We start from the raw sequence: 14777 nt of genomic DNA on the forward strand, positions 1-14777 counted from the left end.
CTATTTCTATTAATAATTTAATGGAACTATACACAAAAGCTATTTTTAGGATAATCATTCTTTGCTGATAACTTTATTGATTCACAAAAGGTTCCCTTTGATAAAAACTATATTTTTGCATAGTTTTTTATTTAAGGCGGTTTATTTGTTTAGGTAGTAAGCTTATTTCCTTGAGTATATCATGGATACCTTTGATCTTCATGAAGTATATTATTATAAAATAGTTTACGATACTTATCATTGTTGAGATTATAAATGAAAGGTTTTGGCTCATTGTAACTAATAGTTGGTTAAATATCATTTTTGCTAAGATTCCTGTAATTAATGAGGCGAATAGTATCTTTATAAATGAAATAGACAAACCCTTTAGTCCAAGGGGACCTATTTTTTTTCTTAAACTAATAAAGAGTAAAACTGCACAAAATGTAGCTGAAATACTCGTTGCTAAAGCGAGTCCAGGTATTCCCATATACTTTGCCAAAATTATATTTAAAACAATATTTAAGCAAACAGATATAGTTGCATTTTTAGTTGAGGTTTTAGTATCTTCTAGGGAATAAAAAACCTTTAATAAAATTTCTCTGAATCCTGTTCCAACCATACCTATAGAATAATAGAATAATACACTAGAGGTAGTCTTGAGAGAGCTACTTGTGAAAGCACCTCTTCCATAAAGAAGTCTTATAATCGATTCTGAAAAAACCATAGACCCTATGGTTATTGGTAATAATAGAAGCGATATATATAGTAGCGATCTTTTAAACAATTCACTGTGGAGATCCATTTTATTTTCTGCTGCCAGCTTTGTAATTTTAGGATACATGACAGCAGCTATAGTTGCTACAAATAAAGTTTGTATAAATAAGCTCAACCTTCCTGCATATATTAATGTTGATACTCCTCCTACTACTATTCTAGAGCTAATAGTTCTATCTATAAGGACATTTATTTGGCTAGCAGAAACTCCTAAAATAACAGGTATAATTAAATCCATCATTCGTCGGATACTGCTATCTTTGTGATCGAATATAAGAGAATGTTTAAAACCGTTTTTTTTCATAGCAATTAAGATAATAAATGATTGCATAGCGATACCTACAACACTCCCTAAAGCTAATATTATAGAGTTGAACCTTGCTCCAAGAAAGATAGAAAAAATAATTAAGGAGTTAAAAACTATTCCAGTTAGAGGAGGCAGTAAAAACTTATTTTTCATTTGTAGATATGAAGTACCTATAAAAATAATTGTAGCAAAGTAGATTCCCCAGACACTTAGTCGAGTAAATTTTACTGTAATTTTTAATAATTCTTCAGAAAAACCAGATGCAAAAACTTTAATTATCGGTGGAGTAAAAGCAATGCATACTAAAATAATAACGGAGCATACCACCATCATAAGGTTAATCAGATTACTAGTAAACTTTTCAGCTGTATCACTGCTCTTATCTTGGCAGAGCTCATTGTAAACAGGTATGTAACTTGTAGATAAACCTGTTCCTATAAAGGTAAAAATTACCATAGGTATTGTAAGGCAGATCAAATATGCGTCGCTTATACTAGAGGTGCCGTAAAAATATGACAGTGTAATATCCCTTAAAAATCCAAAAATTTTTGATACTAATTCAGCAGCGATTAACATTACAGTTATTTTTCCCATAAGCACTCCTAACTAGATGCTTTATTAATTGTTTTCTTCTGTTAATTCCTCTCTTTTTCTGACCTTGCTCATCAAAATAATTACTCCCCAGAATAAAAGCTGCCTTTGATTAGCGAGGGTACAACTTTCTAAAAAGAGAGCCATAAAAACTAATTGTTGGTTTAGTGGAGCTTTAGACAAACTTCTATAGAGCCAAAGGAGAATTAAGAATAATCCAGGGACACCGTAGTAGAGAAACAGAGCAGGAAAAGTTGCGTGAATTTCTTGCTCATGATAACCTTTTAGACGAGACATCTCACCCTCTCCCGAGCCAAGAAACAAGTAATGGGCATTTTTATAGATCTTATCATATCCCCTATCCTCTAATAATCCAACCTCTGAATCATCGCTAGCACTATTAATTTTATCTTCTACTCTTGAGATCAAGTAGTCCACCTTTTTAGATATAGATTCTTTGTTGGTGGAATAAAGGCCTCCCCCTAGTACTAGTAGTAACAATGATAGTTTTAAAAATTTTTTAAGTTGCTCACCGGAGATTTTAAGCTGTGAAAGAAAGATAGATATGAAAAATACCACTAATCCTAAAAGTATTCCTGTTGATGCAGATGAGATTATTAAGTAAGCACCGATCAAATATATAATCCATCTTCTTCTTTTAATAAGTAGTATATCCTCTAGAGCATAGATGGAGATAATTGCTAAAAAAATATAAAATGATAGTTGGTTAGGATCATTGAATGTTCCCATATACCTGACCCCACCTAAATATCTACCCTTTCCACTTATTAAAATTAAAGACTGAATAATTAAATTGATACTTTGGATATTATAAAAAGCCCTCAAAAATCCTATGTCCTTAATTAAAAATGTAAAAACAACAATACCTGAGAGGTTGAACATATAGTATAAGATTGTATTGTGGAAGTCTCCTGCAGGATGTATTATGATGTAGGACAAATTCACGATTACAGTATAGAAGATAAATGAGATAAAAATAAGCAGGTTATTACTTTCAGAATTTGTTAATATCCACTCTTTAGGCCTAAAAATAAAAAAAAGTGGCAAAGTGATTACTAAGAAAAGATCCGCTGGCTGAATTCCTCCTGAGGCTATAACATAATATGGTTTTAGCAGTAAATACATACAAAATGGTATCTTTATCCAATTCATCTTCTAATGACTTCACCTCCCTAGGTATAAAAATTTTATTTTTTGAAGTATTCTATCAATAGAGTATTTCTCAACAGCTCGTAAGTTAATAATTTTTATGGTATTCAACACCTTTTGGTCTTCCAGTTTTTTGATACTTTGGGCAGTTAAATCATGTCTATTGACATCAGTGAGAAAACCGTTTATACCATCTTTTATAATGTCTCTGTTTCCTCTGATATTAGTCACAATAAAGGGTTTACCTTGAGCCATTCCTTCCATAATGCTTCTAGGAAGTCCTTCTCTGTGTGACATAGATGTTAAGAGATCGCTTGCTGCGATAATATCGCCGATATCATCCCTATGCCCCAGAAAAATTACTCTATTCTCTAATTTATTTGTTTTTACATACTCTTTAAGCTCTCTTTCTTTACCACCTTTTCCTACGATTAAAGCTTTGAATCGATTATCTAAAATTTCAATAGCTTTTATTAATTGTATTTGATTTTTATTTTTATTGAGTTCTCCTATTATAGTGACAAGAAAATCTTCTTTGGATAATTTAAGTTCCTCTCTTACCTTTTCCCTTTTCCCTTGTGAGTATCTTGTGAGGTCTAATCCTACACCATCTATTTTGTATACTTTGGTTCTTTTGCCGGCCATTCTATGGGCCCTTTCATAATCTTCTTGATTTATAGTTATTATTTTATCTGTCCACCTCATAGCCAGCCATTCAGCCGGGTAATACACCATCCAATTTACAAGAGGAGCCCCTTTATAAAAATGAAAACCATGGGCAGTATAGATTATATTTTTCATTTTTAGGGTAGATGCTGCTAATCTGCCTAAAAATGAAGCTATAGGTGTATGGAGGTGCATCATGTGATAATTTTGTTTCTTTATGAGTCCTCTTAGTTTTGAGGTGCTCTTTAAATTACTTATAGAAAAAGGATTTCTTGTAAAGTTAAAGTGATACCATCTATTTTTATGAAGCTCCTTTATGGGGGATTCACCCTCCATATTACAAGCTAAATCAACTTGGTATCCGAGTTCTTCTAAAAGCTTTATGTGAGGTATGAGAAATCCTTCAATAGTTCTTTTTAAGGTAGTTACTATCAAGACTTTCTTCATATTAAGCTCCTTAGATATTCCTATATTAGATAAAACACATTTTTCCAGTGGGGATTTTGATCTTGGAATAACCTAATGCTATTTTAATTTCTGTTTTTTGGGTTTTCATCTCCCCAAAAATCTTCTCCGATGCTCTCCCCTTCTGGGGAGATTCCCTCTCTGGAGCTGACCCATTTTAGTGTGAGAAGGATAATCTTTAAATCCATGAGAAAGCTATAGTTATCAACATATTCTACATCTAGTTTAAATTTTTCATTCCATGAAATACTGTTCCTTCCCTTAACTTGAGCCCATCCCGTTATTCCAGGCTTGACTTCGTGTCTTCTAGCCTGTTCAGGGGAATACCGGTTAAGATATTCTACAAGAAGTGGCCTTGGTCCTATAAAGCTCATCTCTCCTCTGAGGACATTCCATATTTGTGGCAGTTCATCAAGGCTGCTAGACCTTAAATGAATACCAAAGCTGATTAATCTCTCTTTTTCTGCAAGGAGATTAGCAAAGTTATCTGTTGTATTCAGCATAGTTCTAAATTTATACATAGTAAATATTTTACTGTTCCTACCTGGTCTGTCCTGCTTAAAAATTATTGGAGATCCTAAATTTATTTTAACAAGTACAGCGATGAGGATATAGATCCACCAAAATACTATTATTAATGTTAATGCTAGTGCGATATCCATAATTCTTTTAAAAAAGTTTCGGTACATCTCTCTCCTCCTTAGTCAGTAAAACTTGCTGATAAGTTTTAGGAGTTTTCTATAAATAATGCCTTTAGAGCAGGCTAAGAGGAATGCCTGCTCATTGCTTTAAATCTAATGATTCTAAAAAATGAAGGGATTCCTTTTTATTATTAAGGGAAGTATAGAATTATAAGTTATTGACCTTGATAAAAAACAGTTACATGAGGTTAGAAAGGGTGGAGCGTCACGCTCCTTTTTATTCATCTTCTGTATAGAGGGAAATAATCTAAATTTTTCCCTGTTACTTCTGGGTTATTTTTCTCGTGGATTTTAGAGAGTTCATCGTAGACCTTTTTATTGTGTACTTTATTTCCCACATAAAAGGATAGCCTGCCATTCTTCGCGAGGGACTTCTTATACTTAAATATCGAATCTTCCCTGCCTCCATAACCTCCACCTAGATGATAATGTTTACAGCCTCTCCTAAGTCCCCAGAGTGCGATACTATAGTCAAAAAATCTTCCAAACCTCTCCTTTCGATACTCAGAGGCTATTCCCAGGAGGTGGGAGTGAATGAATTGTTCTCCTACTAAAACTAACATACTGGAAATAACCTTATTCTCATAAACTACATTGAAGATCTGAGCTCTTTCCTTTAATAAGGATCTGATATTGCCAAAGTATGTTTTAGAAAAGTAATAATATTCTTTTGCCTGGTTTCTATTCATTGTTTGGTAGTAAAGGTCAATAAAATTATTCCAGGATTTGTCACTATTATCCCTTTCTACTTTCATTCCTTTTTCAACTGCCTTTCTTATGCTATATCTGCTAGACTTTTTCATGTTAAGCATAATGTCATCTTCAGAACTCAGAAATAAATTAATAGTATCTCCTATGTTTATTATATTCATATAAATTTCCATGAGGCTGTGATTTTTTAGAAGTGGGTGAAATCTTATAAATTCTGAAATGATTCTATTTTTACTACAGTAATCTTCGAAATGCTCCTTAAATTTAAAGATAAGATCTCTTAGGTTTTTATGTTCTTTAGGAAAAAATTGAGGACCACCATATCCGTAAGGTGTAATAATATCATAGTATTTTTCTTTCAATAGATTTATCTCTCTTTTTAAAAAAATATATCTGACTTTTCCTAACTCACCTTCCCATGTAAATATTGTGGTTTTTCCCTCTCCATTTAATTCATAGATCTTGGCATACTCCTCTCTAAAATATATATCCATATTAAACCCTTTCAAATCTGACATCTTAGGTTAAAGTTATGTTTTGTCTAATTATTCTAGATTATTTCCTCTGAAATCATCTACTGTTGCCTCTCCCTCTGGAGAAGTATCTTCCCTAAGGAAAACCTTTTTTATAGTAAGAAGAAGTATTTTCATGTCCATAGTAAAGCTGTAGTTGTCCACATACTCTACATCCAACCTAAATTTTTCTTCCCAAGGAATTGAATCTCTTCCGTTAACTTGTGCCCATCCTGTGATCCCTGGTTTTACGTCATGTCTTCTAGCTTGTTCGGGAGAATAATGAGCGAGGTAGTCTATAAGAAGGGGCCTTGGTCCTACAAGACTCATATCCCCCTTGAGGACATTCCAGACCTCTGGAATCTCATCGAGGCTCAGAAGTCTTAATAATTTTCCAAACTCAGTAAGCCTCTTCTCATCATATGTAGATCTTCTTTCCTTCCCCTGCCGAATTAGGTTTTCTTCTTCGACATCTTGGATATTTTTCATGGAACGGAATTTATAAATGGTAAATATTTTTCCGTTTTTTCCAGGTCTCTGTTGTTTAAAGAGAATGGGAGAACCTAGTTTAAGCTTTACTAATATCCCGACTATTAAGTAGACCCACCAAAACCCTATAAGGATAGTTAAAGCCAATAAAATATCTATCAGCCTCTTAAATACTTTTTTATACATCTTTCCCCTCCTTTCTTAACTTGGCAGGGTTAGCTGGAAAATTCTATTAACTTCTCTACTACTTTGAGAACTTCTTCCTTTTTAAGGTTGGTACTGCAAGGAAGGTGAAGAGTATTTTTTACATAATACTTTGATTTTTCTATCTTGTATCTCTGAAAAGTTTTGAAAGGTTTTTGTTCAGACATGATTCCCCAAAGAGGACCAGTTTGTATACCAGCGTCAGTAAACTTTTCAAAAAGTTCATTTCTGCTTAGACCATATTTTTCTTCATCTACCACAATTGTATAGTACCAATGGTTAGAACGGGTTCCTTCATTAAAGGGAAGAAGCTTTATACCTTCTATATCCTTAAGTAGATCTTTATAGAGATTGTAATTTTTAATCTTAACTTCTACGAATTTCTCTAATTTTTTCATCTGGCTTACTCCAAAGGCTCCCTGAACATTTGTAAGGTTGTAGTTATATCCTACGCTGTCATGATAAATGTAAGGGGACGGTGTTTTTGCCACCATAGTAAGAAATCTTGCTCTTTCTAAAAGATCTAAATTATTTGAGAGGATAGCCCCTCCTCCAGCAGCGGTTATTATTTTATTGGCATTAAATGAAATAACTCCCACATGCCCCACTGTTCCAGCATGCCTTCCCTTATATTTACCAGCTGTATAAAAACTTCCCATGGCTTGTGCAGCGTCTTCAAGAACTTTGAGACCATACTTTTCAGCAATTGTCATAACTCTTTCCATATTGATGAGATTACCAAAAAGATGAACTATAGTAAGTACTTTTATTCTTCGGCCACTTTTTTTATTGTAAGCACCGTCATCTTTTTTTTCACACTCATTCTCTAAAAAATCTTCCAGTTTATCCAAATCCATATTTAGGCTATCGTCACAATCCATAAATACTGGATGAGCTTTTAAATATAATGCAGGATTAATAGTAGCTATGAAGGTAACATTTGGAACGATTACTTCATCTCCATATTCTACCCCCAATAACCTATAAGCTTCGTGTAAGCCAGCAGTTCCGCTTTGAACAGATACCACCTTCTCTAAATTAGTATATTTCGCAAGTAACTCTTCAAATTCCGTTACAAACCTTCCCTTAACTATCCATCCAGTCTCTATGCACTCCTTCACATAATCAAGCGTGTCTTCCGATAAATTAGGAACAGATAGAGAAATCTGTGATTTCTTCCCATCCCAGAAACCTTTAACTTCCTTCATGTTTACCTCCCTCTCGTTAACTCTATTTTTTCTATCTTCTATATAAAGGAAAGAAATCAAGATCCTTTTCCTTTATTTCTGGTCTTTTTCTCTCATGAAATTCATTAACACTACTATATGCTTCAGGGTTGTGTACCTTCTTTCCGATATAAAATTTAAGAGCTCCAGCTTTATTAAATGAGCTTTTAAATTTAAAGAGAGCGTCCTCTGCTCCGTCATGTCCTCCACCTAAATGGAAGTTTTTATAACCGTTTTGACCTCCCCATTTTGCTACTTCAAACAATAAAAGGTTGTTGGCAGCTAATTGATAACCTTTTTTAGTATTTGCTGATAAGTGATAGTGTATATATTTTCTTCCCTTTAAAATAGTGGTAGCAGCTACTATATCCTCTTCATGATAGGCATTGAAAAGTACTACTTTGTCTTTTCCTAGTTCGAATAAGTTTTTAAAGTATTCTTTGTCAAAGTAGTAATAGTTTGAAGCATTGTTCTTGTCCATTGTTTCATAGTACATTTCAATGAATTTTTTTATTTTTTCCTTTGAATATTCCTTTTTTACAGTGACGTTGTTTTTAAGGGCCTTTCTTACTTTATTTCTAGCTTTTCCAGACATTTCAGAAAAGATCTGTTCTTCATTATTTAGATTTATAGAGATAGTATTATGACAAAAAGTAACTTCTAAATAATCCTCTAAATGCTTGTGGTTATCTAACAGTGGATGAAATCTAATGAATTCAGAGATGATTTTATTTTTTTTACAGTAGACTTCAAACTCTCTTCTGAAATCTGATATCAGTTTAGAGAGGTTTTCAGGACTCTGAGGGTAAAAGACAGGACCTCCATAACCATAAGGAGTGGTAATATCATAGTATGTTTCTGTTTCACCCTCTACGTGCCTCTTTAGAAAAATATACTCAGCCCTTCCATCATCACTCTCAAAGTTAAACTTTTCTACTTTTCCATCACCATTTAATTCATATATTTTGGCATACTCCTCTTTGAAATAAATATCCATTTATCACAACTCCTTCAAAAGCACTAAACGCTTCTTAAAATATTCTCAAAGATTTATGGAATGGTATTATAAAGTCCTTTAAAGTGAGATTCTTCTTGTACTTCACAGGTTAAGATAATAATGCTATTCTTTTAATTCCTTAAGACTTTCTATAACAACGAAAATATCTTCTTTAGTAAGGTGGGTGCTACACGGTAAATTTAAAAGGTTTTTAGAGTAATGATAAGCTTTTTCTATTTTGTAGGTTTGTTCTGATAAATAGGGTTTTTGTGTATGGATCAATCCCCAAAGAGGCCGTGTCTGAATACCTAGTGTCTTAAGCTTTTGAAGTAATTCACACCTACTCATACCATAGATCTTTTCATCAATAACTATAGAGTAAAACCAGTGATTTGATCTTTGATCCTTTTTAAATGGAATAAGATGAAGACCTTCGATCTTCTCTATCTTTTCTTTGTAGTGCTTGTAGTTCTCAATCTTTTTTTCGATAAACTCCTCTATTCGGTCGATCTGATCAATTCCAAGGGCTGCCTGAAGGTTTGTCATTCCATAGTTATAGCCAACTTCATCATGTAAGAAGTAGAGGAGATCTGTTTTAGCCTGAAGGGACAGAAGTTTAGCTTTATCAAGTAATTCACAGTTATCTGAAACAATCATTCCCCCTCCTCCTGTAGTAATAATCTTATTGGCATTAAAGGAGTAGACTCCTATATCTCCTATGGTTCCGGCATATCTTCCTGAATACTTTCCAGAGGTAATAAAGCTTCCAAAAGCTTCAGCGGAATCTTCTAGAACTCTTAATTTATACCTTTTTGCTATAGATATGACTCTTTCCATGTCTATGATATTTCCAAAGATATGAACAACAATCAAAACCTTTATTCTTTTACCAGTGGTTTTGTTGAAAAGGTTTCCATTTTTCACTTCACACTCTTTTCTGCAAAATTCCTCTAGCTTGTCCAGATCCATATTTAAGCTGTCATCACAATCCATGAAAACAGGCTTAGCTCCTAGATAAGTAACTGGGTTTACTGTAGCTATAAAAGTTACAGTGGGAACGATGACTTCATCATCAGCCTCTACTCCTAAAACTTTTAATGCAAGATGAAGTCCGGCAGTTCCACTTTGAGTAGAGACAGCACCACTTGTTCCTACATATTGAGCTGTTTTTTTCTCAAACTTACTAATGAATTCTCCAGCTGTGGATAAGTTGCCTGTTTCAATGCATTCCTTAAGATTTCTCATTACATTAATAGAGAGGTTAGGTGTAGATAGGCTGATTCTTTTGTCTTTCATACTTACCTCCCTTTAAGTTTACATTCTAAAAAATTAATCCATATTCATAGACAGGTTCTGAGATGGGAGTGTTGAATCTTCTTTATGCTTATTGAGTTCTTTTGAGAAGTGGAATTCAGGTTCTTCATAGGTCTTAACACACCTCTTAAGTTCTCCTTTAATTCCCTCTCTATCTTTTTGATCTACAAGGATTTTTAAATTTTCCAAGTGGTGTTCCACAGGGATATCGATCTCCCTCAATTTTGAGATGAAGATTTTTTTGTTTTGAGTTTTAATAGTGGTATCCTCGTCATAAAGAAGCTCTTCAAACAGTTTCTCACCTGGTCTCAATCCAATGACATCTATATCTATATCCTCTCCTATCTTAAGACCAGAGAGTTCTATCATGTTTTTAGCAAGATCCATTATTCTGACAGGTTTACCCATATCCAGAATAAAGACTTCACCACCATTACCGAAGGAGCTTGCTTCCATTACAAGCTGAACTGCCTCTGGAATTGTCATGAAATATCTTGTGATCTCTTTATGGGTGAGTGTAATATTTTTTCCAGTAGCTATTAAATTTTTAAATATAGGAACAACACTCCCCTTGCTTCCCAAAACATTTCCAAACCTTACAGCCATAAACTTTGTACTACTTTTTTTAGCTGCATTTTGGACTATCATCTCACAGACTCTCTTTGTAGCCCCCATTACACTAGTGGGGTTCACTGCTTTATCTGTAGAGATAAGAACAAATCTTTCCACAGCATAGTGATCAGCACATTCAACTAAGTTCTTAGTACCAAAGATATTATTTTTAATAGCTTCCTCTGGATTGTGTTCCATGAGAGGGACATGTTTGTGAGCAGCAGTATGGAAAACTATTTCAGGGTTATATCTGTCAAAAAGCCATAAAAGCTTTGTCTTATCCTTTATGGAGCATATCTCACTAAAAATTTCTATATCGGGAAATTTATTTTTTAGCTCCAACTCTAAAAAATAAAGGGAATTCTCATTAATATCAATATTAACTACCTTTTGAGGGTGACAACTACAAATCTGTCTTGAAAGTTCACTTCCTATACTTCCTCCTCCTCCAGTGATAAAAATAGTCTTATTTTTTATGGTCTGTTCTACTTCTTCCTTGTTTATATTATGCTGCTCTCGTCCTAGGAGGTCTTCCACTCTGACTTCACGAATTTGTTTTATATAGGGTTCATCCTTGAGAGTTTCTCCAAAAGCAGGAAGGATCTTCACCTGAGCCCCTGAAGTGGCAGCTATCTTGTATATCCTTCTGATATCGCTACTTTTTCCAGAGGGGATTGCAATGATAACACTTCCAATCTTTTTACTCTTTATAATTTTATTAAGGTCCTTAGTAGTTCCTAAGACCTTATGTCCTAAGAGTAGCATATTTTCTTTTCTAGGGTTATCATCAATAAGTCCTACTATTTGATACCTGAAGTTTTCGTTGTGCAGGCTTTCTCTTAAGAGGTTTCCTCCAGCTTCACCAGCTCCTACGATTAGAGTTTTAAGATTTTCTTTACCTCCTCTATGAAAATGTAAAGACTTTTCTAACATGAAGCTGTATCTTACTGCTATACAAAAACCTGAACTGAAGAAAAATAAGGCGGCATATGTGTAGATAGATCTAGCTTCTCCACTGGCAACAGAAAAAATATAAAGCATAAAAGTAGAGATAAAAACTCCTTGTACTATTTTTATAATTCCATCAAGACTTGTATAGGTCCAGCTTCTTTTGGGGATTTCAAGAAAGGAAAACATGACCCATATAAATCCAAGATAAAAGAAAAGCGTTTTATTATCTATGTGGTATAGCCAGTTTTCTTCAAATTTCAACATGAGAGTAAAAATATAAGCTAAAGATATTGCACTCATGTCTATAAAAATTTTTATTCCTCTACCTTTAACAGCTTCCTTCATGACCCTCTCCTTTATGAAATAGGTGATATGTGTTGTAATACTAATAAAAATATTTCTGTGCATCGCCTTGAATGGAGCGGCTCCAAGCATGATTTTGAAATTAAAATTTACCTTACCACAGAAACTTTCTGACCTTCTTTAACTTTAAATGGGTTTACAACTACTTCGATTCCTACAGGAAGATTTAATACTTCATACTTTGAAGAAGTTCTTTCTCCAATATTAACTTTGACTTTATTTACAATATCGTCTTTAACAATATAAACATAGTTTTCTCCAGCTTCCTCCAATACAGAAAATGCATTTATAAGTATTACGTCACTTTTTCTGCTTCCTATTATCTCGACTTCTGTGATATAACCAGGCTTCATTCCTTCAGGGTTATCAATAGCCACTTCTACTTCTATAACTCTTTCGTCGTACTCCTCCTCATCAGATAACTTGGCTACTTTAGCTACTTTTTTAACGGAACCAGAGTATTTCCTTTTTTCCTCATCCCCTCTAGTCGTAATGAGTGTAGTTTGCCCTACGTCTAACCACTGAGAGAGGTGAATAGGAACCTCAATATTTATCAGATAGTTATTTCCAGGAGATATAGAAAGGAGCTTTCCTCCTTGGGGGACAGCCGTTCCTTCGCTCACCAGGAGTTCAGTGATAACACCGGTTATAGGAGCTTTTAGCGGAGCTTTTAACTTAGAAAGTTTTTTCTCTAAGTTGTTTTTTTGTAGAATTAATTTTTTATACTCCCCTCTGATATTACTTTCGTTGAGGATAAGGTCTCTCTTTAACCTCTCGTAACTCAGAGCACTGAGTTCATACCTTTGTTTGGTAAGTTCAAGAGTTGTTTTCATGTCCTCTAAGGTGGAGTTCATTTTTTCTGCTTCAGCTTTTGCTTCATCCACCTGTACAGATGAAACCCCGCCTTTTTTAAGAAGTTCCTCCATTACTTCAGCTCTTTTTTTAAGGTTTTTTGCTTCAAAAGCAGTTACTGATATGTTTCGGTTAAGGCTGTTAATCTCTTCTTCAAGGGTCTCACGGTCTACCTTTCTTTCCTCTAATTCAAGTTTCATTGAACCAGATCTTAAATCGTTTAACTGAAGTTCTCTACTTTTTATATCTAGTATGATCACTTCTAAATCTCTTTCTAAATCACCTCTTATGGTGTCGCTAAATTCAATGAGAGGATCTCCCTCTTCTACTTCCTCCCCCTCCTTTACCATTATTTTTTTAACAACGGTGGGAACATCGATATACATTGGAATACTTTCCTCTGGAACAACGACACCCTGAAAGTAATAGCTTTTGCTGATGTCTCCTTTTTCTATAGTTTCTACTCTTACCTGAACCTCCTTCTCCTCGGCTTTCCCCTTAAACACCCAATAGCTTCCGAGAATGAAGAGTAAAAATATTCCGATTAAAAAGATTTTTTTCATTCCTCTCACCTACTTTAACAGATTCTCATACTCTCTTTTTCTCAGAAGAAATTCTCTTTGAAGTGAAAAATACGTTGCTGCAGTTTCACTGAGGTCGCTTACAGAACTAAGGTAATCGATGGCTTCTATAAGCCCGTTAAGATATCTTAAACTGTCAATTTCTAGGTTCTCCTTTAGAAGTTCCAATCTCACTTGTTGAGAGTGTACCTCCTTATAAAGTGTTAAAAGTTCTCTATAGTTATTCCGTAACTCTAAGGAAATTTCATCCATCCGGTTGCTGTAATTTAGCTCTGCCTGCTCCTTAACTACTTTTTTCTGATTGATGTCGTCAAGAGTGCTTCCCCAAGAGAAGATTTCCCACCTTGCAGTTAAAGCAACCTGATAGTCTGAAAATGTGTCGTCATCATCATCGCTGATTCTATATTCATATGTACCAAAGACTTCAGGAAGGAGGTCGGCTCTAGCTAACTTTACATCTAAGTCTGCATCTTTAAGCCTGAGTTCTTCAATCTTAGCCTGACTTCCTTCAGTAAGAGCCACCTCTGTATCTCTTTGAAGGTCATAGCTCTCAAGGCCATTCTTTACAAGGTTATAGTCTGCAAATGTATAGTTTGAATCCAGGTTGATTCCCATTAAAAGATAAAGGGCTTCTTCAGCAGAACGTTGTTCCTGAACTCTTCTTTCCTTAACAGCTTCTTCTGCTACGATGTCAGCATCTACCTTCAACAGCTCAGACTTAGGAACCATCTGGCCATTTTCATAGAGTTCCTTAAGTCTTTTTTCTTGGTCTTTTAAGTTTTCTATAACTCGCTGGGAGATCTCTGCCTGTGTCCGGTTGTTTAAGATTTCAAAGTAGTAGAATATTGCTCTCTCCTCTACGTCATACCCTACAAGATTATTTTCCTGTTCTGAGATATCCTTTGCTAAGACAGATTTTTTATAGTTATTTGTGTTTCGCCATCCTGTAAAGATAGGAATATTAACATTAAGTCTTTCATATTTATCTCCGTCATTGGTCCATTCGTTCTTTTCAGAGCCATCCTCATCTTTTATAAACTCCTGGTTTGCTTCCAGCTCAACAGTTGGAAGAAATTCTTTGAAGCTTTTTTTAACCTCATATTCTCTTTCTTTTACTATAAGGTTTTGAACCTTGATCTCTCTGTTGTTCTCCTTAACCTTCTTTAGGACATCTTCTAATGTCGTTTCCACGGAAAAACTCCTTGAAAAGATAAGAGAAAATGCGATTACCTTGGTTACAGTTTGCCCATTAATTTTAATGTTTTCTTTTTTTATCAAAAAGTTCATCCTCTTTCACCCGCCTATTTAC

Annotated in this window: 12 protein-coding genes; all 12 read right to left on the minus strand. The window is 34.4% G+C overall.

Annotated elements, in window-relative coordinates; genetic code table 11:
- Window positions 1-127: 127 nt before the first annotated feature.
- Window positions 128-1657, minus strand: coding sequence for a murein biosynthesis integral membrane protein MurJ (murJ, locus tag QMG11_RS06500; RefSeq protein ID WP_281834476.1), 1530 nt, complete (start codon window positions 1655-1657; stop codon window positions 128-130).
- A gap of 24 nt (window positions 1658-1681) precedes the next feature.
- Window positions 1682-2827: a hypothetical protein gene (locus QMG11_RS06505; protein ID WP_281834478.1), complete on the minus strand. Its 1146-nt coding sequence runs from the start codon at window positions 2825-2827 to the stop codon at window positions 1682-1684.
- A 12-nt stretch (window positions 2828-2839) separates the two neighbouring features.
- Complete coding sequence (locus QMG11_RS06510) at window positions 2840-3937, minus strand: glycosyltransferase family 4 protein (protein WP_281834480.1); 1098 nt, start codon at window positions 3935-3937, stop codon at window positions 2840-2842.
- An 83-nt stretch (window positions 3938-4020) separates the two neighbouring features.
- Window positions 4021-4644 (minus strand): sugar transferase, encoded by a 624-nt coding sequence (locus tag QMG11_RS06515; RefSeq protein WP_281834482.1) that lies wholly within the window; start codon window positions 4642-4644, stop codon window positions 4021-4023.
- Window positions 4645-4877: 233 nt separating this feature from the next.
- Window positions 4878-5861 carry a GNAT family N-acetyltransferase gene (locus QMG11_RS06520; RefSeq protein ID WP_281834484.1) on the minus strand — a complete coding sequence of 328 codons (984 nt, stop codon included), beginning with the start codon at window positions 5859-5861 and terminating at the stop codon, window positions 4878-4880.
- Between the two features lie 51 nt (window positions 5862-5912).
- The gene (locus QMG11_RS06525; RefSeq protein WP_281834486.1) at window positions 5913-6554 is read right to left on the minus strand and encodes a sugar transferase; all 642 of its coding nucleotides are present in this window, start codon (window positions 6552-6554) and stop codon (window positions 5913-5915) included.
- A gap of 29 nt (window positions 6555-6583) precedes the next feature.
- Window positions 6584-7780, minus strand: coding sequence for an aminotransferase class I/II-fold pyridoxal phosphate-dependent enzyme (locus QMG11_RS06530; protein ID WP_281834488.1), 1197 nt, complete (start codon window positions 7778-7780; stop codon window positions 6584-6586).
- Window positions 7781-7811: 31 nt separating this feature from the next.
- Entirely contained in the window at window positions 7812-8795 is a 984-nt protein-coding gene (locus QMG11_RS06535; protein WP_281834490.1) for a lipid II:glycine glycyltransferase FemX, read from the minus strand.
- A 123-nt stretch (window positions 8796-8918) separates the two neighbouring features.
- Window positions 8919-10091 carry a LegC family aminotransferase gene (locus QMG11_RS06540; protein WP_281834492.1) on the minus strand — a complete coding sequence of 391 codons (1173 nt, stop codon included), beginning with the start codon at window positions 10089-10091 and terminating at the stop codon, window positions 8919-8921.
- Window positions 10092-10124: 33 nt separating this feature from the next.
- The gene (locus QMG11_RS06545) at window positions 10125-12017 is read right to left on the minus strand and encodes a polysaccharide biosynthesis protein (protein ID WP_281834494.1); all 1893 of its coding nucleotides are present in this window, start codon (window positions 12015-12017) and stop codon (window positions 10125-10127) included.
- A gap of 107 nt (window positions 12018-12124) precedes the next feature.
- Window positions 12125-13450, minus strand: a complete 1326-nt coding sequence (locus QMG11_RS06550; RefSeq protein WP_281834496.1) for an efflux RND transporter periplasmic adaptor subunit — start codon at window positions 13448-13450, stop codon at window positions 12125-12127.
- A 9-nt stretch (window positions 13451-13459) separates the two neighbouring features.
- A complete protein-coding gene (locus QMG11_RS06555; protein WP_281834498.1) occupies window positions 13460-14659 on the minus strand; it encodes a TolC family protein in 1200 nt (399 codons plus the stop codon).
- Between the last annotated feature and the right edge of the window lie 118 nt (window positions 14660-14777).

It is taken from the genome of Propionigenium maris DSM 9537 (genome assembly GCF_027925155.1).
Lineage (GTDB): Bacteria > Fusobacteriota > Fusobacteriia > Fusobacteriales > Fusobacteriaceae > Propionigenium > Propionigenium maris.